General features: G+C 61.9%; 18 protein-coding genes. 5 read left to right on the forward strand and 13 right to left on the reverse strand.

The genetic code is table 11. The annotated features are described in order from the left end of the window. Positions 1-9: 9 nt before the first annotated feature. Positions 10-606, reverse strand: a complete 597-nt coding sequence (locus JO015_11370) for a DUF2934 domain-containing protein (GenBank protein MBV9999696.1) — start codon at positions 604-606, stop codon at positions 10-12. Positions 607-1,076: 470 nt separating this feature from the next. Here JO015_11370 and JO015_11375 point away from each other — a divergent pair, with 470 nt between their 5' ends. Together JO015_11375 and leuB are read left to right on the forward strand one after the other, a co-directional pair. Further along, positions 1,077-1,784: a phosphoribosylanthranilate isomerase gene (locus JO015_11375; GenBank protein MBV9999697.1), complete on the forward strand. Its 708-nt coding sequence runs from the start codon at positions 1,077-1,079 to the stop codon at positions 1,782-1,784. A gap of 239 nt (positions 1,785-2,023) precedes the next feature. Beyond that, on the forward strand, positions 2,024-3,133 hold the full coding sequence (leuB, locus tag JO015_11380) for a 3-isopropylmalate dehydrogenase (GenBank protein MBV9999698.1): 1,110 nt from the start codon (positions 2,024-2,026) through the stop codon (positions 3,131-3,133). A gap of 62 nt (positions 3,134-3,195) precedes the next feature. Here leuB and JO015_11385 read toward each other — a convergent pair whose 3' ends face one another. From JO015_11385 to JO015_11395, 3 genes are read right to left on the reverse strand one after another with little or no spacing between them, the layout of a single operon-like run. Further along, the gene (locus JO015_11385; protein MBV9999699.1) at positions 3,196-3,954 is read right to left on the reverse strand and encodes a succinate dehydrogenase/fumarate reductase iron-sulfur subunit; all 759 of its coding nucleotides are present in this window, start codon (positions 3,952-3,954) and stop codon (positions 3,196-3,198) included. Continuing rightward, entirely contained in the window at positions 3,951-5,870 is a 1,920-nt protein-coding gene (locus JO015_11390) for a fumarate reductase/succinate dehydrogenase flavoprotein subunit (GenBank protein ID MBV9999700.1), read from the reverse strand. Before JO015_11390 ends, JO015_11385 begins: the two co-directional genes overlap by 4 nt. Before the next feature lie 4 nt (positions 5,871-5,874). Beyond that, on the reverse strand, positions 5,875-6,597 hold the full coding sequence (locus JO015_11395) for a succinate dehydrogenase cytochrome b subunit (GenBank protein MBV9999701.1): 723 nt from the start codon (positions 6,595-6,597) through the stop codon (positions 5,875-5,877). A gap of 166 nt (positions 6,598-6,763) precedes the next feature. Between JO015_11395 and JO015_11400 the strand changes: the two genes are divergently transcribed. Next, positions 6,764-7,399: a L,D-transpeptidase gene (locus JO015_11400; GenBank protein ID MBV9999702.1), complete on the forward strand. Its 636-nt coding sequence runs from the start codon at positions 6,764-6,766 to the stop codon at positions 7,397-7,399. 45 nt (positions 7,400-7,444) lie between these two features. Continuing rightward, positions 7,445-8,221 carry a DUF2071 domain-containing protein gene (locus tag JO015_11405; GenBank protein MBV9999703.1) on the forward strand — a complete coding sequence of 259 codons (777 nt, stop codon included), beginning with the start codon at positions 7,445-7,447 and terminating at the stop codon, positions 8,219-8,221. 105 nt (positions 8,222-8,326) lie between these two features. On the opposite strand, the gene JO015_11410 is transcribed toward JO015_11405, so the two are convergent. From JO015_11410 to JO015_11440, 7 genes are all read right to left on the reverse strand, one after another. Continuing rightward, on the reverse strand, positions 8,327-8,866 hold the full coding sequence (locus tag JO015_11410; protein ID MBV9999704.1) for a hypothetical protein: 540 nt from the start codon (positions 8,864-8,866) through the stop codon (positions 8,327-8,329). 148 nt (positions 8,867-9,014) lie between these two features. Further along, a complete protein-coding gene (locus JO015_11415; protein MBV9999705.1) occupies positions 9,015-10,415 on the reverse strand; it encodes a carbohydrate porin in 1,401 nt (466 codons plus the stop codon). Positions 10,416-10,428: 13 nt separating this feature from the next. Beyond that, positions 10,429-11,982: an efflux transporter outer membrane subunit gene (locus tag JO015_11420; protein ID MBV9999706.1), complete on the reverse strand. Its 1,554-nt coding sequence runs from the start codon at positions 11,980-11,982 to the stop codon at positions 10,429-10,431. Between the two features lie 95 nt (positions 11,983-12,077). Then, positions 12,078-15,254 (reverse strand): efflux RND transporter permease subunit, encoded by a 3,177-nt coding sequence (locus tag JO015_11425; GenBank protein MBV9999707.1) that lies wholly within the window; start codon positions 15,252-15,254, stop codon positions 12,078-12,080. A 44-nt stretch (positions 15,255-15,298) separates the two neighbouring features. Continuing rightward, on the reverse strand, positions 15,299-16,585 hold the full coding sequence (locus JO015_11430) for an efflux RND transporter periplasmic adaptor subunit (GenBank protein ID MBV9999708.1): 1,287 nt from the start codon (positions 16,583-16,585) through the stop codon (positions 15,299-15,301). 49 nt (positions 16,586-16,634) lie between these two features. Beyond that, positions 16,635-18,053, reverse strand: a complete 1,419-nt coding sequence (locus tag JO015_11435; protein ID MBV9999709.1) for a HAMP domain-containing histidine kinase — start codon at positions 18,051-18,053, stop codon at positions 16,635-16,637. Positions 18,054-18,056: 3 nt separating this feature from the next. Further along, complete coding sequence (locus tag JO015_11440; protein MBV9999710.1) at positions 18,057-18,740, reverse strand: response regulator transcription factor; 684 nt, start codon at positions 18,738-18,740, stop codon at positions 18,057-18,059. Between the two features lie 366 nt (positions 18,741-19,106). On the opposite strand from JO015_11440, the gene JO015_11445 reads away from it, so the two are divergent. Continuing rightward, positions 19,107-20,510 (forward strand): carbohydrate porin, encoded by a 1,404-nt coding sequence (locus JO015_11445; GenBank protein MBV9999711.1) that lies wholly within the window; start codon positions 19,107-19,109, stop codon positions 20,508-20,510. A 200-nt stretch (positions 20,511-20,710) separates the two neighbouring features. Here the strand turns inward: JO015_11445 and JO015_11450 are convergent, their stop codons facing one another. Together JO015_11450 and JO015_11455 are read right to left on the reverse strand one after the other, a co-directional pair. Beyond that, positions 20,711-20,872: a hypothetical protein gene (locus tag JO015_11450; protein ID MBV9999712.1), complete on the reverse strand. Its 162-nt coding sequence runs from the start codon at positions 20,870-20,872 to the stop codon at positions 20,711-20,713. Between the two features lie 96 nt (positions 20,873-20,968). Then, positions 20,969-21,574, reverse strand: coding sequence for a YceI family protein (locus tag JO015_11455; protein ID MBV9999713.1), 606 nt, complete (start codon positions 21,572-21,574; stop codon positions 20,969-20,971). Positions 21,575-21,717: the final 143 nt, after the last annotated feature.

Raw genomic sequence — 21,717 nt, forward strand, 5'->3', positions numbered from 1 at the left:
AAGGCACGCCTAATGCCCCTTGAGCTCGTTCAGCAGCTCTTCTCTGGCCTGGGCCCAGTCGCTCTGGTCGTCACCGGGGAGACCTTCACGCTGGCGGCGTTCGGAAATGAAGTAAGCGCGAAGTTGGACCTGGTCATCGGTGGGTTCCTCCAGGGGCGCCGGTGCAACTTCCGGCGGCGGCTCTGACATAAGGGTCGCCACCCCGGGCGATTGCTCCAAAACCACGGTCTCCGTGACGGCTGAAGGGGCCGCCGTGACCTCCGGCGCAGGCTCCGCCGATGGAAGTGATGATGAAGGTGAAGGCGCCTCGCCGGCGGGTGCCGGCCGCGGCTTGCGGCGGGTTGCCTTACGCTTGGTTTCACGCGGTGCACCGCTTGCCTTTGCTTCTTTCGCCGCGGCACCCTTGCTCACCGTGCGCACCGCCTTTCCCCTTGTCCCGGCCGGGGTTTCGGCCGGACCGGGTGCATCCTGACCCTGGTCCGTCCCTTCAGCCGCCGCTTTCAGATCCACTTCCGGTACATTTGCCGCCTTTGCCTTTACCGTTCTGGATTTCCGCACCGTGCGCTTTTCGGAGTCTCCCTGTTTTGCATCCTTATCAGCTTCCATCTTGATATGCCTCCGTTTGGACAATATCCGCCAACCCTAATGCGAATCGGCAGCCAGTAAATACAAATCCTTTGTACCCGCGCTTAAATGCCCAGCCCGGTAACGGGTAGCGGGTAACGGGTTCGGTTCGGAATTCAGGGTGGCACGTCAGGAATGGCTGCCGGCATTCCATGCAATGCCGCCAATAACGAGGCCGCGTGTGCCGGTGCCGCAGCGTCGTCGAGTCACGGATTTGGTCTTCCCGCCTTAGTCGCCGTCCAACCGACTCGCTACCCGCTACCCGCTACCCGCTACCCGTCACCCGTCACCCGTCACCCGTCAGCCGTCAGCCGTCAGCCGTCACCCGTTACCCGTTACCCGTCACCCGTTACCCGTTACCCGTTACCCGTTACCCGTTACCCGTTACCCGTTACCCGTTACCCGTCCTGGACACCCGTTATCCGATGCCCTACGTTTGACCGCACCGAGCCGTGCCGCCTTCTTTTTTCCAATCCGATCCGACCGGAGTTCGAGTCAAGGTTTGCGGGATTACCAACGCGGCCGATGCCGGCATTGCCGCAGACGCGGGCGCCGATGCGATCGGAATCGTCCTTTACCCTGGGTCGAAGCGTTTCGTGGATCTGCCTTCTGCAGCGAGTTGGCTGCCGGAACTGATGGGCAGGGTCGTGCGCGTCGCCCTTTTGGTAGACCCGACCTACGATGAGGTCCGTCGCGTGCTCGATAACCCTCTGATCGATGCCGTACAGTTGCACGGCGACGAAACGCCCGACTTTTGCGCGCTGCTTGCCGGCCACGGAAAACCGGTGCTGAAAGCCCTTCGGATGCGCTCGCGTGAAATTCTGGCCTCGGCGGCAACCTACCCGGTGACTGCTGTCTTGCTGGATGCGTACGTCGAAAAGGCCTACGGCGGAACCGGGCATACATTTCCCTGGCAATGGGTGGCCGGTTTTCGTACGCCGTTCATTCTCTCGGGTGGATTGACGCCGCACAACGTACGGTTGGCGGTGCATACCGCGAAGCCGTTTGCGGTCGACGTCTCCAGCGGCGTAGAAACCTCTCCGGGCAGAAAGGATCCGGCCCTGGTCCGCGCGTTTATCGCCCGGGCCAAGGAAATGCCACCCCAGGGAATGCCACAAATGGAAGAGAGTGACGGGTGTCGAGTAGCGGGTAACGGGTAACGGGTAACGGGTAACGGGTAACGGGTAACGGGTAACGGGTAACGAATAGGGAGTGTCGGGTCGATCTTGGGGAAACGCCGCCGATGTCAAGTCTCTCGTTTCTCTTCCCGTGTGCGACGCTAATCCGTTCCAATCTTAATCACCCATAGGATCTCTGGACCTCTTCCCTGCGTATTCTGCAGATACTTTCGCTTTCCCGACACCCGACACCTTCCCCCATTTGTGGCATTGTCTGAGCCGTGGAGACATCAACATTGAAGATTGCGGTGCTGGCCGGTGATGGCATCGGCCCTGAGGTGATGGCCGAGGCGGTCAAGGTCTTGCAAGCCGCCGCTGCACAGGACGGATTCACGCTGGATCTCAGGGAGGGAGTGGTCGGAGGCATTGCCATCGATCAAGCCGGGAAGGCTCTCCCTCCGGAAACCCTCAGATTATGCGAGGAGAGCGAGGCCATTCTGTTCGGTTCGGTTGGCGGCCCCAAGTGGGAAAACTTACCGCCGCAAGAGCAGCCGGAGCGCGGCGCCTTGTTGCCGTTGCGCAGGCACTTCCGTCTTTATGCCAATCTGCGCCCTGCAGTCTGCTATCCCGACCTGGTCGCTGCGTCGCCGCTCCGTCCTGACCTGGTTGCCGGCGGTTTCGAGATCCTCTGCATTCGCGAGCTTACGGGCGGTCTCTATTTCGGACAGCCGAAGTACACCCGCGAAGAGAACGGCGAGCTCGTTGCGGTCGACACCATGGTTTACCGCGAATCCGAGATCCGGCGGATTGCCGAACTGGCATTCCGCATCGCCAGCGGGCGCGGCAAAGGCCTCGTATCGGTGGACAAAGCCAACGTGCTCGATAACAGCCTCCTATGGCGGAAGGTGGTCCGCGAGGTTGGCCAGCAACAATTTCCAGAGGTGGAACTCAAGCACCTGCTGGTCGATAACGCCGCCATGCAGTTCATCCGGTACCCGCGCAGCTTCGACGTGGTCGTGACGGAAAATTTGTTCGGCGACATTCTGAGCGACGAGTTGGCGATGATGACCGGATCGATCGGCATGCTGCCGAGCGCCAGCCTCGGCGCTCAGCGTGAGGCCGGCCGGCAGTTTGGCTTGTTTGAACCGAGCGGCGGGTCGGCCCCGGACATCGCCGGTAAAGGGATTGCCAACCCGATCGCCCAGATTCTTTCGGGAGCCATGATGCTCCGCCATGGGTTCGGCCTGGAATCCAGCGCAGCCAGGATCGAGCAAGCCGTACGCAAAGCCGTCCGGGACGGGTTCCGTACCGGGGACATCTGGTCGGAGGGCGCCACCCGCGTGTCGACCCGGGAGATGGGGGATGCAATCTTACAGAACCTCAGGGCGTGACCCGTTGGAAGGCGTGATAAACGCCCCCTTGCCAGTCACACCCGGCACCCGACACCCGCCTCCTACACCAGCGCGGCGGCCTTTTTCGTCGAGGCGCGAGCGTAATCGCGGTTCAGCCGCGAGATAAAGCTCGAGCTGATCTCCGCCGGGCACACGGCCTCGCATTCGTAATGGTTCGAGCAGTTGCCGAAACCTAACTCGTCCATTTTGCGGACCATATTCATCACGCGCAGGTTGCGTTCGGGCTGTCCCTGGGGGAGCAAGCCCAGGTGCGAGACTTTGGCCCCCACGAACAGCATCGCCGACGAGTTCGGACAAGCCGCCACGCAGGCGCCGCACCCGATGCACGCGGCCGCTTCCATGGCGAGGTCGGCCACGACCTTGCCGACCGGGATCGAGTTTGCTTCCGGCGCCGACCCGGTCCGAGCCGTAATGTAACCGCCCGCTTCAACCATTCTGTCCAGGGCGCTCCGGTTGGTGCACAGGTCGCGGATGACCGGGAAGGTCACGGCCCGAAACGGTTCAACCCAGATGGCGTCCCCGTCCTTGAACCGGCGCATGTAAAGCTGGCAGGTGGTTTTGGCCTTACCGGGACCGTGCGCGATGCCGTTAATCACGAGCGAGCACATGCCGCAGATGCCTTCGCGGCAATCGGAATCAAACGCGATCTGCTCCTCGTTTCGCTTGATCAGATCCTCGTTGACGATGTCGAGCATCTCCAGAAACGAGGCTTCCGCCGGGATGTCGCGCGCTTCGTAATCCACGAATCGACCGGCGACACCCGGTCCTTTTTGCCGCCAAACCTTGAGTTTAAAGTTCATTTGTAGCTTCTTTGGGCGAGCTTCACGTTTTCGAAAACCAGCGGCTCAACGTTCCGGATCGGGCGCGAATCCGCTCCCGCATACTGCCATGCCGCGACGTGACAATACTCATCGTCGTTGCGCAGCGCTTCGCCGTCTTCCGTCTGGTACTCGACCCGAAAATGGCCGCCGCAGGACTCGTTGCGCTCCAGCGCGTCAAGGCACATCAGTTCACCGAACTCGAGAAAATCCGCGACCCGCCCGGCGTACTCGAGGGCCTGATTAAATTCCTCGTTTCCGCCCAGCACGTTGACGTTTTCCCAAAATTCCTGGCGCAATTCGGGAATCCGTTGCAACGCCTCTTCCAAACCCGCGGCATCCCGGGCCATGCCGCATTTTTCCCAGAGGAGGAGGCCGAGTTCGCGGTGGAAATCGGCGACGGTCTTTTTTCCGCGGATCGACAAAAGCCGCTCGATATGGGCTCTCACCTCCTGTTCAGCGGCTTTGAATTCCGGCCGGTCGACCGAAACCTTCTTGCCCATCTGGGTCGCGAGGTAATTGCCCAGGGTGTAAGGGATCACAAAATAGCCGTCGGCCAAGCCTTGCATCAAGGCACTGGCCCCGAGACGGTTGGCGCCGTGGTCGGAGAAATTCGCTTCGCCGAGCACGTGCAGCCCGGGCAAACTGCTCATCAGGTTGTAATCCACCCACAAACCGCCCATCGTGTAGTGCACGGCCGGATAGATCCGCATCGGGGTCGTGTAAGCGTTCTCACCCGTGATGTTCTGGTACATGTCAAACAGGTTGCCGTAACGCTCGCGGATGGTTCTCTCACCGAACCGGTTGATCGCACCCCCGAAATCCAGGTAAACCCCCAGGCCGCCCGGCCCGACGCCGCGCCCGGCGTCGCACGCTTCTTTTGCGGCGCGCGACGCGATGTCGCGCGGGGCCAGGTTGCCGTAGCTGGGGTACTTGCGCTCAAGGTAGTAGTCCCGCTCCTCCTCCGGGATCTGGTCGGGCGGACGTTTGTCGCCTTTCTGTTTCGGCACCCAGACCCGGCCATCGTTGCGCAACGACTCTGACATCAACGTCAGCTTGGACTGATAACTGCCGGCAACCGGAATGCAGGTCGGATGGATCTGCGTGTAACAGGGATTGGCGAAAAAAGCGCCGCGTTTGTACGCCCGGTAAGTCGCGGTCACGTTGCACCCTTTGGCATTCGTCGACAGGTAAAATGCGTTCCCGTACCCGCCGGTTGCCAGCACCACGGTGTCTGCGGCGTATGCCTGGATCTTGCCGGTGAGCAAATCCCGCGTGATGACGCCCTTGGCCTGTCCCTCCACCACCACGACATCCAGCATCTCCGTCCGCGGATACATCTTTACCGAACCAGCCTCGATTTGTTTGCAGAGGGCCTGGTATGCCCCGAGCAGAAGTTGCTGGCCGGTCTGGCCCCGGGCGTAAAATGTCCGGGAAACCTGGGCGCCTCCGAAAGAACGGTTGGCCAGATAGCCGCCGTACTCGCGGGCAAACGGTACGCCCTGCGCGACGCACTGGTCGATGATGTTGACGCTCACTTCCGCCAGCCGGTACACATTACCTTCACGGGAGCGGAAATCGCCGCCTTTGATCGTATCGTAAAACAGCCGGAAAACGCTGTCGCCGTCGTTCTGATAATTCTTGGCGGCATTGATCCCGCCCTGCGCGGCGATGCTGTGCGCCCGCCGGGGCGAATCCTGGTAGCAAAAACAGCGGACGTTATACCCGAGTTCGCCCAGGGTGGCAGCTGCCGAACCCCCGGCGAGACCGCTCCCGACCACGATCACGTCAAGCTTGCGTTTGTTGGCCGGGCTGACGAGCTTCGATTCGTTTTTGTGCTTCTGCCACTTCTCCGCGAGAGGGCCGGTGGGGATTTTTGCGTCGAGGGTCGTAGCCATAAGATTATCGGACCAGGCCAAGCAGGATGGTTATCGGAATGGAAATGTACCCTAAAAAGACCAGCCACGCGAGCGTCACCCCTCCGACGGAAATGACCCTGGCGATCTTACGGTTGTCGATACCCAGGGTCTGGGTCAGGCTGGCAAACCCGTGGCTCAAGTGCATGCAGAGCAGGAAAAGGCCGAGCACATAAAACAACGAAATGAAGAAGTGCCGGAAGGCGATGATCATCATGTGATACACGTCGTGGCGCCCCAGAGAATCGTGCATATGCCGGTAGCCCGGGTGGGTGAGCTCAAGGGTAAACTGGAGCAGGTGATAAATGACGAAGCAAAGCACGATCAGGCCCGAAATGATCATCGTCCGTGAAGCCGGGGTGGATGCCTGGTAACCGGGCACGGCGTACTTTTGCGGCTTGGCCTGCCGGTTCTGAATCGTGAGCTGGATCGTCGCCACGATATGAATGACGAAACAGGCCAGCAGGAAGAGGCGTATCAGCCATAGCAACGGCCCCAGGTTGTGCAGGAATTCGGCGTAATTGTTGATTCGATCCTGGCCAAGGTAGATCTGGAGGTTGCCCGCCAGGTGGCCCAACACGTACACGATCAGTACGACCCCGGTAAGCGCCACAACCCACTTCTTGCCGATCGACGACTGATAGAACGCGACTAGCGGATTAGGCGAAAACCTCCGGGCGGATGCAGGGGAAACGGTAACGGCCGGCATAGAAAACTACGCTATTAGCCAAAATATTAACGTGTCAACCCATGGAAACGTAAATAGGTTGGGTTTGCCCCGTCCAAATGTTCTGCTTTCTATTGAAAGTTGACAGTCCGGAGCTGACCGCGCCGGGAATTTTGGCATAATACGCCCCATGCGTTCGCGATTGTGCATGGCTTGCGCCCGTTTGCGTTTGGGAATCGGGGGGGTGCTGCTCCTTGTCCTGTTTGCCTCCTGCGTCACTAAAGACCGGCAACACCGCGTTGTCGTCAGCGTCGCCGACCAGGCTATGGACGTTTATTACCGGCAGCACCAGGTGGCCCGCTACCAGATCTCGACCTCCAAGTTTTGTCTCGGCGATGCCCCGGGCAGCTGCGGGACGCCGCTGGGCCGGTTGGAAATCGCCAAAAAGATCGGTGCCGGCGCGCCGCTCGGCACCGTGTTCAAAGACCGGAAACCCACCGGAGAAATCCTCAAGCCGGACACGCCCGGCCGTGACCCGATCGTCTCTCGCATCCTGTGGCTCAAAGGTCTGGAACCGGGTAATCGGAACGCCTACGGCCGTTGCATTTACATTCACGGCACGCCCGAGGAGCGTAATATCGGGCGCCCGGCCAGTTATGGCTGTATCCGGATGCGGTCCCGCGACGTTGCCCACCTTTTCAGGACAGTCGGGGTGGGGGCCGAGGTCGACGTGATGCCTGGACCCTTGCCTGATCCAAACCTGCGGCGCACGCCCACGCCCACGGCCGCTGCCCAGGCCAGCGTGGCGCTCAGTCGTGCGACCGACAGAATCCCTGAGCGCTGAGCACTGAGCACTGAGCACTGACCAGTTGATCCGGAACAAGCGCCAATGGACCCAGGCTTGGTCAACGATGGGGTGAAACGTCAGTTGCGCGAGCGGCAGTACCCGGCCGCGCCGATGGTCATGCGCCAACGCTGGTTGGACCTCCTGTTTCTGCACTGGCGGTGGGACCCGGCCGAAGTCCAGCGTACCTTGCCGCCGGGACTCACGGTTGACACGTGGGACGGCAACGCCTGGATCGGCGTCGTCCCGTTCGCGATGCGCGGGGTGCGCCCGCGTTTTTGCCCGTCAGTGCCGGGCGTGTCTCATTTGCTCGAACTAAACCTGCGGACCTACGTCCTGGATCGCGCCGGCCGTCCGGGGGTCTGGTTTTATTCCCTGGACGCCAGCCAACCTCTGGCGGTCTGGGCGGCGCGCGCCTTTTTCGCGCTGCATTACTATCACGCCCGGATGGAATTGTCGGTCGCCGACGGCGAATGCCGGTTTGTTTCCTGCCGGGCCGGGACCGCCCAGCCGCTGCGTTACCATTACCGGCCGGAGCCGGCCCATTCACGGAACCCAGGCCATTCGCACGAAGCCATGCCGGGAACGCTGGAATTCTTTTTGGTCGAACGCTACCGGCTGTTCGCGTTCCGCCGTGGCCGGGTGCTCACCGGGCGGGTCTATCACCGGCCATACCCGCTGACCGCGGTCGAGACCTCCGTGTGGAACGACGGGCTGTTCGCCCTGGACGGGTTCAATCGCCCGAATCGGCCGCCCGATCACCAGATCTACGCATCCCAGGTCGAGGTCAGCATCTTCGCTCCTGAAGCGGTGCCCGGGTAACAAGTGCGATTTTGAGAGCGAGTGAGAGCGAGCGCCGCGAGTCACGTCCGGAATTCGGGCCTTGAAGCCGGCATCCTCGCCGCGTCCGCCGTGTGATGCGGTGTGCTAATCTTTGGGGTGAAACCGCACCCGGATGATGGCCAATCCGGCCGGCAGACGGTCGAATCGCGCGGCAAAGTCCGAGCGGCCGACCCAGCCGCGGCGGGTCATGGGCACAGGGTCGGGCACGTAGGAGACGGCGTAGGTACTCAGCAGTCGGCCCCGCAGGTCCAGCAGTTCGATATCCAAGTGCCCGTACCCCGACCCAAAGCCGTCGCGCCGGATTGCGCCGCGGATCCGTAGACCTTCGCCTGTCCGAGCCAACTGCACGGCGACGATGGAAAAACCGGGGGTGCCGGCCACCTCCACACGAAAGCCGGTCGGGTCCTGGACCGGCCCGTGCAGCAGCCATTGCAAGTATTGCAAAATGCCATCGGCACGCTGCACGGACGGCACCTTGGACTCGGCGCGACCGTTCTCCTGCGGGAACTGCAGCAGCCCCTGCGCTTGTGAGCCGCCGGGGAAGGCGGCCGCCAGGAACGTCGCCAAGGCCAGTGATGCGGCGGGCCTGAGTAGGCTGGGGACGCGGTTCGGTAAGAAGGGCATAAGATAAAAAGGCACCTGGCCGCCGTGGCCGGATTCCGTCCGCACCGGGTCCGGCTCTGAGCGGGTCGAATTCCCGAAGCGGGCTAACCGGCCACTACCCCTGGGCTCGGCTCGAATAGCTGCTGTATCGCATCAACTCCTGTAACTGCTAAAAACTCACGCGCACGCGTGCCGCAAAGATATTGATGGGGCCCCGATCCTGATTGTAAGCCGGATCCACGGCGAGCTGGTAATCCAGGGTTAGGTTCAGCCCTTTAATCACCTCGAAATTGTAGTAAGCTTCCACCACATTCTCCAGACCGTAATGAGGCAGTTTTCCGTCGCCGATCAGGATTCCGAGCCCGCCCGCATTAAAGTAATCCCGTTGTGCGTGTCCGAGAGCATCGAGCATTTCTGCGAGGCCAACCGTGTCGTTCGGACGGTTCCAGGCGGTCCCTTTGAGTGAGAGCCCGATCTCAAAACTCTTCGAAACATCCGCGTACTGCCATACCTCATAGTTCGGGTCCCGGAACGCGAGCCGGAGAAAGGCGCCCAGATCCTTGGTGAGTTCCTGCTCCACGTTGAGCACCACTCCGTAGGTCAGCCGGTACCTGCGGGTCTGCGTAATGTCCGCACCGAGATCCGGACTATCCAACACCGCACGATAACTGCCCATGTTCGCACTTTCCAGGTAGCCGAGCAACCGCGCCTTGCCCGGGTGACCGACCAGCGAGTAGCGTCCCTCGATTTCGGCCACCTGCTGCCAAGCCTTGAGGTAGTGCCCGTTCGTTGCCAGGCCATTGGCGACCCGGGGAACGGTGAAAATGCCATAACGCGCCGCCCAGTCTTTCTGGTTGAGCTCCAACCACAGGCCGTACTCGAAGCCCAGGGAATCAGCCGCGTAATCGAAGGCTAACGCGTCGACGGCTGCCCAGTTTAAGAAATCCCCTCTCGAATCATGGGCATAGCTATTGTTGTCGAAAACGTCGGTCACGCTGAACTTGCCCGCCTGAAGCGTAAGCCGGGAGATGTCGACTTTCTCTGCGAGTTGCAGTTCACTCGCGGCAAGTTGTTCCTGGTCCCCTCCAAAGCCCCAGACCTGGCGAAGAAACAAGCGCGGGATGTAGACATCGCCGCGGTACTTGCCTACCTTGTAGGCCTCGGAGTTTGGGAAGGCGGCCAAGCCATGGGTAATGCCCAGACCGAAACCCTGATAGTACTCCGGATTCAGGTAGATCTCGCCACCGGGCCAGATGCGGACATCGAAGAACAGATCGGCATCGGAAGTCTGGCGAACGTTGTCACCGGGATACAGGCTGTTGGTTCCGCTGTAAGGCGCATGAAACCCCGGCTGGCCCTGAACGACTTCAACTGCATCAAAGTGAATCGCCCAGTTTTGCCGGCCGCCGTTCTCGGTCTGAACCACCGGTATTTCAGGGTCCCGCCCGGCCTCCTGGGCTGGAGCGTTGTGGACAGAGATAGAAACTTCTTCCGCTTTTGCGAAGACAACTGCAAGAACGCTTCCTATCAGGATCAACTCCCGCAACCTGGCGAGTTTTGGATTCTTCATCACGGTAATGGCATCATAGAGAGTGGCGAACCCCCGCGGAGTATCGGACGGCAGCCGGCGCGTCCGCCGCGGCTGAACGCAGGGCGCCCGAATTCAGGCGTATCCTTTGACGAGGCCGGTAACCGGTGCATGCACCGGCGGAACTGACGTCCGAGCGGTTCCACCAGCCGCCGCCGAGCGCTTGGAACAGCGCTGCCGTATCAGCAAAGCGACCGGCCCGCGCCTGGACGAGATTGATCACGGATTGCTGATATGCCTGCTGGGCATTAAGGAGTGCAAGGTAGGAAACTGCGCCGGCCGCCAGTTGGCTCCGGGTGACGTCGAGGCTCTTCGCGGCGGCACGCTCCGCGGCCACCGCCGCGGTCAAGGCGCCGGCGTCGGACTGCAGCGCGCGCAGCGCGTCAGCAACGTTTTGAAAAGCGGTGACGGCCGTGCTGCGGTACTGTGCAGCCGCCTGGGCGCAAGCTGCCCGCGCGGCACGGGTGCGGTGCAGCAGCATGCCGCCCTCGAAGATCGGCTGCGTCAGGCTTGCGGCCAGCGCCCAGTAACTGGTGCCCGGCCCGAACAATCTGGTGATCTCGCCGGCCGCGTAGCCGCCGTTGGCGCTGAGAGTGATGTTCGGCAGCATGTTGGCGATGGCCACGCCGATCTGCGCGCTTGCGGAATGGAGTTGAGCCTCTGCCGCGCGCACGTCCGGCCGTTGCTCAACCAGTTTCGCCGGCAGGCTTACCGGCAGATCCGCCGGCAGGTGCAGGTCTTCAAGCTCAAACGTCTCGGCGACACCTTGGCTGGGGAACCTGCCGGCCAGCGCGGCCAGGAGGTCGCGTTGCTGCGCCAGTTGCTTCTGGAGCGGCGGCAGGCTCGCCTGCGCTTGCGCCAGCGCGGCTTCCTGCGCCGCCACGGCGTCCCCGGCGATCTGACCGGCTGAGAATTGGCGCCGCATGATTTCGAGCGCCTCGCCCTGCACGCTGATGATTTCCTGGGCCGCCTTGATCTGGCCGCGAAGCAGGGCTTCCTGCACCGCCGCCGTCACGACATTCGAAGTCAACGTCAGGTAGGTCGCCTCGAGTTGGAATCGTTGCGCTTCGGCCTGCGCCTCCAGCGACTCGACGGTTCTCCGGTTCAAGCCGAAGACGTCCGGCACGTAGGAGACGCTGAGTTGGCCGGTATAGAGGCTGTAATACGGGTTTCCCGAAGCCGTGGCTGGAGAAAAGATAGCCGTGGCGGTCTTGTTAAGGCTGGGCGAGAGGCTCGCCTGAATGGTGGGGTAGTATGCCCCTTTCTGCGCCCGAACATTCTCCCGCGCCACTCGCAAAGCGGCCTGAGCGGCTTCAAGGCTGGGATTGGCCCGGAGCGCTTCTTCAGTGAGGGCGTTAAGCGCCTTGCAATGGAACAGCCGCCACCACTGCCCCGGGATGTCCAGACTCTGAACGAAGCGCTGGGCTTGGCCGCCTGCGACATCGGCCTTCGCGGTCTGCGCCGCCAGCGGTTCGGGTGTGTAACCCGTAACCGAAGGAGGCGCAGGCCGGTGAAAGTTCGGGCCGACGGCACAACCGCCGGTGGTCATGAACCCGGCGAGAATAATGAGCAATCGCGTGCCGTTTCTGATCGATGCGGACGTCTTCGACCCGCCGGCGCGTCTGACTCGTATCAATGGTTTCATTATTCCGCGGGTTGGAGTTCGGCTGCCGGGGCCTCCTCTGCACGTCGGCCTCGCCGTGAGAACAGGTCAACCAGCACGGGCAGGATGATCAGGATGAGGATGGGCGCCAGAAGGATCCCGCCTACCACCACAAGGGCGAGCGGTTTCTGAACCTGCGAGCCGATGCCCGTTGAGGTAGCGGCCGGCAACAGCCCTACGCACGCCGCGATGCAGGTCATCATGACTGGACGCAGCCGTATCTGACAAGCCCGCATTAGCGCGGCAGAACGCTCCAGACCACCCTCGATGAGTTGGTTGAAGTAGGAAATAACGATGATTCCTTCCATCACCGAAATGCCGAACAGACCGATAAAGCCGATCGCTGCTGAGACGCTGAAGGGCGTGCCGGTGATCCAGAGGGCGAAAATTCCCCCGATCAGCGCCAGAGGCATGACGCTGGCCGCCAGCAACGTGTCGGTGACAGAGGAAAAGTTGGCGAACAGCAACAGAACTATCAGCAGCAGGGTCATCGGCACGACAAGTTTAAGGCGCTCCATTGCGTCCTGCAGTTCGCCGAATTCACCGACCCACTCCAGACGCGCACCGGCGGGCAGGCGGACCTGGCCGGCAATCCTGCTCTGCGCTTCGAGCACCGCGCTCCCGAGATCGCGTCCGCGCACGCTGAATTTGATCGGGATGTAGCGCTCCTGGTTCTCGCGATAAATGAAGGAGTAACCCGGAGCCAGGCTTACCTTGGCGGTGTCGCTCAGCGGGATAGGGACAATCCCATTTCCGTTCGGGTTGGGCGCGCCGATCGGAATCCGGCGCATGGCGTCCAGGCTCTGGCGGTATTGCGGCGCCAGGCGGACGACGATGGGGAAGTTCCGATCGCTGCCGTATTCGTACAGGTTGCCGGCTGCCTGACCGCCGATCGCCGCCTGCACGGTTGAATTGATGTCGCCCGGAGCCAGCCCGTAGCGCGCGGCGACCTTGCGGTCGATGTCGATGTTGACGGTTGGCTGGCCAAACGCGTCGAAGACGGAGAGGTCAGTCATGCCGGGCACCGTCTCGAGGAGCGCTTTTATTTGGTACGCGGTATTCTGCAGCGCCTCAAGATCGTTGCCGAAGAGCTTGATCGAGTTCTGGCCTTTGACCCCCGAGGCGGCTTCTTCGACGTTGTCTTCTATGTTCTGAGAAAAGTTGAAATCTACCCCGGGGAACGGGCCTTCCAGGGCCGCATCCATCTGGCGAGTGAGTTTCTCCTTGTCGATCCCCGCGGGCCATGTAGAGAAGGGTTTGAGGGGCACATCGAGTTCGAGATTGAAAAACCCGGTGGCGTCAGTCCCGTCGTCAGGCCGCCCCAGTTGCGAGATGACGGTCTGAACCTCCGGGAAGTTCTTGACGATCTGCCGCATACGGTCGGCGTATCCCCCGGCTTCCTCCAGCGAGATCGTGGGCGGGAAGCTTGCGCGGATCCAAAAGTTGCCTTCCTCAAGCTTGGGTAGAAACTCGAGGCCGAGGGAGCGGGCCGCTACCACCGCCAACGTCACGAGCGCCACCGCTGCGCCCAGCGACACAATGCGATTGGCGACCGTGACCTTGAGCAGCGGGATGTAGATCCGCCGCAAACCGCGCACGATGAGGGTCTCGGTCTCTCTGGCCGGATTCGGCAGCAGCACTGCGCTCAAGGCGGGCGTGATGGTGAAGGTGGCAATCAGGCCGCCGGCGATCGCGTAGGCGTAGGTCTTTGCCATCGGCCCGAAGATGTGTCCTTCAACCCCGGACAACGTGAACAACGGGATGAAGCCGGCGATGATGATTGAGGCGGAAAAGAAGATGGCCCGGTTGACTTCGAGCGCGGAACTGCCGATCACGGCGAGCACCCCACGCAGCTCCCAGGAAGAGGGCAGGCGGTGCTTTACCGGCGAGTGCGCGAACCGTTCCTCGGGTCGCTGCGCCAGGTGCCGGTAGATGTTTTCTACCATGATGACCGTCGCGTCCACGATCAGGCCGAAGTCGATCGCGCCGACCGAGAGCAGGTTCGCCGATTCGCCGCGCAGCGTCATGGTGATGATGGCAAAGCACAGGGCGAATGGTATGGTTGCGGCCACGATCACCGCGCTGCGCAGGTTGCCCAGGAAGATCCACTGGATGAAGAAGATCAGCATGATGCCGAAGATCAGGTTATGAAGCACCGTGCGGGTAGTGACCGCGATCAGCTCACGGCGATCATAGATCTTCTCGAGCCTGACGCCCGGCGGGAGGATTCCGGTGGTGTTGATTTTCTGCACCTCAGCCTCAACCCGGCGGATGGTCGGCAGGCTCTGCTCGCCGCGGCGCATCAGGACGATGCCTTGGGCAATGTCATTGTCATCGTCCTGCCCGGCGATGCCGAGCCGTGGCTGGTGGCCGACCTGCACCGTGGCGACGTCCCTGACGCGGACCGGTGAACCGTTGTTCGCGCTCAGCATGGTGTCGCGGATGTCGTCCATGGAATGGATCAGTCCGACCCCGCGCACCACGGCTGCCTGCGGCCCGAAATTCACCGTCTGGCCGCCCACGTTGATGTTGGCGTTGTTGAGGGCCTGCAGGATCTGAGGAACGGTGAGGCCGTACTCAACCAGTTTATTTTGATCGAGGGTGATTTCGTAGGTCTTCGTCTTGCCGCCCCAGCCGCTGACGTCCACCACGCCGGGCACCGCCTTGAAACGGCGCTGCAGGACCCAGTCCTGGAGGGTCTTAAGGTCCATGACCGAATAGCCGGGCGGGCCGACGATCCGGTACCGGTAAATTTCGCCGATCGGGCTTTCCGGTGAGATCTGAGGCGTGACGCCGTTGGGCAAAGGCGACAATTGCGACAGGCGGTTTATCACCCATTGTTCAGCCTGCTCATAGGTGAAGTCGTAGGTGAACTGCACGCGGACGTCCGACAGGCCGAATAGAGAGATGGTCCGCACCGCAGTGACGTGCGGGACGCCGGCCATTTGAATTTCGACGGGAATGGTGATGTAACGCTCGATCTCTTCAGCCGACTGGCCGCTGCTCTGGGTGATCACCTCCACGAGCGGCGGTACCGGATCAGGGTAAGCCTCGATGTTGAGGCGCATAAAACTCATCGCGCCGGCACCGAACAGGCAGAACATCACGATGACCACGAGCATCCGCTGTTTCAGCGCAAAGGCGACGATCCCGTTCATCGTGAGTTGTCCGTGCTCGTGGCTTCCTCCTGCGGTTGGCCGGCTCAGTCCGTCGCTTCGGCCGCACGATCGATGAACAGGCTGCCGCGGGTCACCACCGACTCACCGGGCAGGACGCCGGCGAGCACCTCAACCATGCCGTCCTGAGTCCGGCCAGGCCGGATCTGGCGCAAGCCGAGGGTTCTATCGCTGCCCGCCGTCCAGACGCGCGCCGTCTGGCCTTCATACACGACGGCCGCCTCGGGTACCGCGGGCGCGCTGACGGCATTTCCGGTGATGATGCTGAAGGTCGCAAACATCTCCGGCTTCAAGGCGCCGTCCGGGTTCTCGACCTCTGCCCGGACCGGCAGTCGGTGCGTGCCCGGATCGATCGCCGCCGCGACGTAGATGAGTTTTGCCTTGAAGACGCGTCCCGGAATAGCGAGCACATGCACTTCGACCGGTTCGCCGCGCCGCATCGATGGTGCGTCCGGTTCGCGTACGTTTGCCAGCAGCCAGACCTTCGACATGTCACCGATAGAGAAGATCGGGGTGGAGGCACCATTCGCGGCGCTGCTGATGTATTGGCCGAGACCGACCTGGCGTTGCGTCACGGTCCCGCTGATCGGCGCGCAGATGAGCGCCTCCGGGTTCATCGTCAGCCGATCCGGCGCATCCTCGATCGCAGTGATTTCGGCATCAGCCTTGCCCAGGATCCGCAGACGGTTACGTACCGCAGCAAGGGTGATTTCCGCCGAACGGAAACCGCCCTGGGCAGTGGCAAGGTCGACCTGGCTCTGTTGCCAGTCCTTGAGCGCCCCGCCCTTCGTATCGTAGAGCTCATGCTGGCGCTTCTCGCTGGTTTGCGCCAGGTTGAGCTGCGCGCGCGCGGTGTTGAGGGCACTGACGGCGTTGATGAGATCATTCTGGCCCTGCACGAACTCGGACGCCACGATCGCAAGCAGCGCGCCACCCTGCTTTACCTCATCGCCTGCCTTGGCGAAGAGCTTGGTAACCCGTCCGGAATAAGGCGAGAACACCGGCGTGGTCGCGTCGTCGTCGTTGGCGATCTTGCCTTCGGTCGTGCGCTCGGTCTGAAAGGTGCGCAACTCCACCGGTGCAATCTTCAAACTTTTCCATTGGGCGTCGGTCGGACGAAACGTCCCCGCCGCAGGTGCCGGATGCGCGTCTGCGGCCGTCGCGTTCGCTGTCGCCGCTGAATAATGCCGGTTCAGCAGCCATCGGGCGCCGAAAGTCAGGGCGACGATGAGGGCCGCGCCGGTGACGATAATGAGCCAGCGCGTCCGCTGTCCGAGCGCATGGGCAAATCGAGGTCGTCCGGATCCTTGCATAGTCCCGCTTTCCTTATCGGCGTCCGCCCTCAAGGAAGCGGGAGTCAATTTAACCGGCCGTACCTATCCTTGCCGTTTCCAGGACATTACCATTTGGCAAACTTGCCGGCGTCAGGCGCGGCAGCACGATTCGCGCGATGAGCCCCGGACCGCCGTCCTCCAGGGAAAAGCTGCCGCCGTGCAGGTGGCTTATGGCGCTGACGATGGGCAGACCAAGTCCGTTACCCGGCAGGCTCCGGCTTCGATCGAGCCGATAAAAGCGCGTGAGGACCTTTTCACGTTCCTCGGGCGGGATGCCTGGCCCGTTGTCCTCGACAACAATCGACACCACCCTGCGGTCTTGCGTCGCTCGTACGCGTACCGTGGCCGTGCGCCCCGCATACTTGAGCGAATTGTCGACCAGGTTGGCCGTTGCATTCGCCAGAAGCTCTTTGTCGCCGAGCGTCACGGGTTCGTCCTCACAATCAACGCGCAGCGCGATGCCTTTTGCCTCCGCGGCGGCATCGTAAAGCTCAACCACGCCGGTTATGATTTCTCGAAGCGCAATCGGCTGGAACGATTGGCGGCGCGTGCCGGACTCGGCTTCGGCGATCTGCAGCAGCTTATCGAAAACCCGGATCACTTCATCAATCCCGCGAATGGCCGCATCGGCGGCTTCAGAAAGCCGCTCGAAGGTTGTCTCGGGCCTGAGCGCCTCATCGAGCAGGCCCCGGATGCGGCCCAAGGGCGTTCGAAGATCATGAGCGATGGCGTTGGAAACCTCGCGCACGCCATTCATCAAATGCTCGATCCGGTCCAGCATGTGATTGATGTCGTGCTTAAGCCGCGTGAACTCGTCCTCCGAGTCGACGACAGGAATGCGACGGCTCAAATCTCCCGCTTCAATTTCCAGAACCGTGCGGCGGATGGCTGCAATTCGGTGCTCCAGTAGCCGCCGAAACAAGTCGGCGCCCCCCATTGCGAGAAGCACGCCGATTACGCCGCCGACCACCAGGGCGCGCAACACGAGTTGCTCGATCTCGCGCACGTCCCGCAGGTCGCGGCCGACCACGAGAGTCGCGCCGCCTGATAACTTAAGGGGCAGTAAGCGGCTCGTCGAGGGGCGGCCCGCACGGGTTACCGCCTGATCGGTTAGTTGATCCAGGGGTACTTTACCGTCGGGCCAGTCAGAAAGATTGCCCACGCGCTTTTGCCCGTTGGGTCCAAGCAGGAGGTAGACCTCGGTGTCCTGGTCGACGCCGTCCGTCAGCAGTTGTTCTATCTCCCCCTGAAGCGCCGCAATGCCGCGGGTTTCAAAGTGATTGGAAAGCCGCCCGGCGATCATGATGAGTTTCGAATCAATCTCACGACTGAGAACCCCAACCGTCCCGAAATAGAGAACCGCCGAAACCACCGCTACCGCGCCGAGAACCAGCGCGCTGTAGCCGATCGCCAGGCGAAATGCAACGGTGTTCAACAGCCTGGTCATTGCCTAGTCATTGTTGACGCAAATCATGTAGCCGACACCGCGTACGGTATGCAGCAGCGGCGGAGAAAAATCTTTATCGATCTTTTGACGCAGCCGGCTGATCTGAACATCGATGACGTTCGTCTGTGGATCAAAGTGATAGTCCCAGACCGCCTCCAGGAGCATGGTACGCGTAACTACCTGCCCTTCGTGGCGGACCAGGTACTCCAGAAGGCGGAACTCTCGCGGCTGCAATGCGATCGGTCTCGTCGCGCGTTCTACACTGCGCCGCCTCAGGTCGAGTTTCAGGTCGGCAACCCACAGTTCCGAAACGTCCTGTCGCATACCGGCGCGGCGTAACAGGGCCTGAATCCGCGCGAGAAGTTCCGAGAACGCAAAAGGCTTGGTCAGGTAATCGTCACCGCCGCTCCGAAGGCCCCGGACGCGCTCATCCAAATTGGCGAGCGCACTCAGAATCAGCACCGGCGTGGTCTTACGAACTTGCCGGAGCGCCTGCACAATTGTTAAACCGTCGACGCCGCCCGGCAACATCCGATCCAGGATCACCAGTTCCCAATGCTCGTTCGCTGCAAGGTGGAGGCCATTGACCCCGTCGCGGCACCACACAACGCTGAAGCCCTCCTCTTTCAGTCCCTTGCATATGTACCGGGCCGTCTCCGCGTCATCTTCGATTACGAGACACCGCATCTTGCCTTCAGGATAACGAGGGCCCGAATTTCGGTAAAGAACCTCCGCGCGGCGCATGCGTGCTCTCTCGGGCACACCGGGACGTTCGCCGGAATGTGTCTGACCGGCTCACATCCTGCGCGGCGGCACGCGCCTTTGCCCGGCTGCTCGGCGCGCTCGTGAGCGGGACGCATACTGCCGGATGAGCCGTTGCCGGGCCGGCGCGACCAAGTTGGCCATGCTCCGGATCATGCCAACCACCGGCACGATACCGGATGGGAAAGGAAAAAAAGCTGGCCGTTTCGAAGACGATGGATTTTAAGAGGCGTGCTATCAGTCTGCCCGTGGGTCCGATCCCGAGATCATCCAAAGCTACAAATGAGACGCATGAAACGGCGATCCCGCCTCGGACTGCATAAACGCCGGTATCGGATGCCGGTCCTTGCGGCTGCCCTAAGTTTCATCGGCTTTGCCGTACTGGCCGGGCCGAACGTCGCCGGGGCGGATACTTCGCCCTGGTCACAATGGGTGGGCGGCGACACGATGACGGGTGATTGGGGAGGACTTCGCGCCGCGCTGCTGGATCACGGGCTCAAGATTTCCGGCGGTTATGATGCTGAAGGGTGGGGCAACATCACCGGCGGCTTTGAGCGGGGAGCGGTATATACGGGCCTCCTTTACGTCGCCCTCCAGCTCGATCTTCAGAAGGCGATGGGGTGGCCGGGCGCAAGCTTCGACACCAGATGGCTGTGGATAACCGGCCAGGACGCGTCCAGGGACCTCGCCGGGAACTTCCTCACGATTTCGAGCATCGCCGGCTACAACTCGGTGCGTGCTTACGAACTCTGGCTTCAGCAAAACTGGCTGGATGACGCCGTTTCTCTCCGCCTCGGGCAGATCGCGGCCGATACGGACTTCTTCGTTTCGAAATACGCCTCCACATTTCTCAATAATACCTTCGGGTGGCCTGCCTCCATGGGTTCGAATCTACCCGGGGGCGGCCCGGGATACCCGATCGGCACCCTGGGCGTCCGCCTGGCGCTCAATCCGGTGGGTTGGTTTACTTTCCAAACGGCGGTTTTCCAGGGCAACGTCTACCCGCAGAACGTTAACCTCCATGGGTTCCGCTGGCGGCTGAATGGCGCAAACGGGTTCTTCTTCCTTAATGAAGCGCAATTGCGTTGGAACCAGCGCGCCGAGGACACGGGGCTTCCGGGTCAATTCAGCGCCGGAGCGTGGTATCACACGGCCCGATTTGCCAGGTCTGACGACGCAGGTTCCGTGCGCGGAAATTACGGCGTCTACGCCATGCTCGATCAGATGGTGTATCGCGAACCCGGCGAAATGGCCGCTCCGTCCGCGGCTCCTCAATCAGATGGAAAAAAGGTCGCCGGCGCTACCGGTGCAAACGGAGGCGCGCCGGTCGTAAAGAAATCAGACCAGGGACTTGGAGTTTTCGGCCGCATCGCTTATGAGCCCCAGGATCGTAATTTCATCGGACTCTATTTCGATACAGGGCTGACCTATAAGGGCCTGATTCCCACCCGCGACGCGGACACCATAGGGGTGGCCTTTGCGTACGCGCAGTTGAGCTCGGGCGCCAAACGGGCGGCGAGGGCAGCGGGCGCGGTTGGGGCGAGTGCGGAGATGGCGCTCGAAGCCACCTACCAGGCGCAAATCACCCCGTGGCTGGGCGTCCAGCCGGACCTGCAATACATCATCAACCCCGGCGGCAGCCAGGACCTCGACAACGCCCTCGTCCTGGGCTGCCGCGTCGCGGTCACCTTTTAATGCCATTCAGACCGTGATGTCGGTCGGGTGCCGGCGCAGGGGGTGGGCGCCGCGCAGGGTCGGCATCCGGCATAAAGCCGCTCGAAGACTCGCTTTTTATTCCGTTGCCTCCCTTTGGCGCATCGCTCCGGTTCGGCTGTAAGGGTAACTGTTTTTTGCGTTCGAAAGGGCTCGCGCCCTTCCGGAGCGCAAAAGCGTCATCAGGCCCCGACCGGCGCGTCCATCATCGAAACGTGGTCGATGGCGTGAAACGGCACGAACAGGATGATGCCCTCGGCGTTGACAATCGCGCAGGCATTTTTACCCACGCTCATGCGCTCCACCGTCTCAATGGCGTAGGCCTGACCCTCCCTCGTTGTCACCACAAACGGTACGAATGGAACTCGGCGTAAGATCCGGGGAAGCAGCGGGATTTGGCCGTGAAGCCAATTCAGCGTCCCGGTCGTATTCCACCGCCCTCACGGGCGTTTGGGGTTTAGCGTGCCGGCAAGGGTGATCTCGAGGTTTACCCTGTCGCTTACCCGAAGCACAAACGTGCTCGGATCCTTCATGCCCCAGCTGACGTAAGGCACCACCAATTTTGCCGCCGCGGTAACCCGGCCGTCCTGTACCGTCACCCTGGCAGGAAGGCTAACCTCGTGATCCTGGCCATGAAGCCGCAAGGTGCCGTGCACCACCACCTGATGCTCGCCCTCCAGGGACCCGAGACCGCTGACCCGGTCAGGCAAAAACACCGCCCGGGGAAATCGGTCGCTTCCCAACACGCTCTCGTGCATCTGCCGATCGCGCGCTTCCACGCCCGTGTTGCCGCTTTTGACGTCGACGACGACCTGCCCCCCGGCTTTCCCGCTGACGGCGTCCAAGCGAACCGTGCCGCCCTCGACCCTGAACGTGCCGTGGACGGTGTGCAGGGTGGCGCCCAGGGTGAATTGGACGTTGCTGCGGGCCGGGTCGACGCCGATCGTGACCTCGCGGGGGAATGGGGTGACCTTTTCAGCCGCCGGTAACGTCGCGGCAACCCACAACGTGAAGGCGGCAAACAGGGCGGAAAGCGCGGTTTTCATGGTTTTGGCGCCCGCGGCCGTTTCGGGGCATTCGGCGCATGCCCCGAGCATTACGCGAACGGGGGGCGTTTGCACAATCGAAAGCTTCGTCCGCCTGCTGGGAGCAAGGCTGGCGCGAACCGAACGGCCGCGTTGCGCCGCTT

Source organism: Verrucomicrobiota bacterium (assembly GCA_019247695.1).
Taxonomy (GTDB): Bacteria; Verrucomicrobiota; Verrucomicrobiia; order Chthoniobacterales; family JAFAMB01; genus JAFBAP01.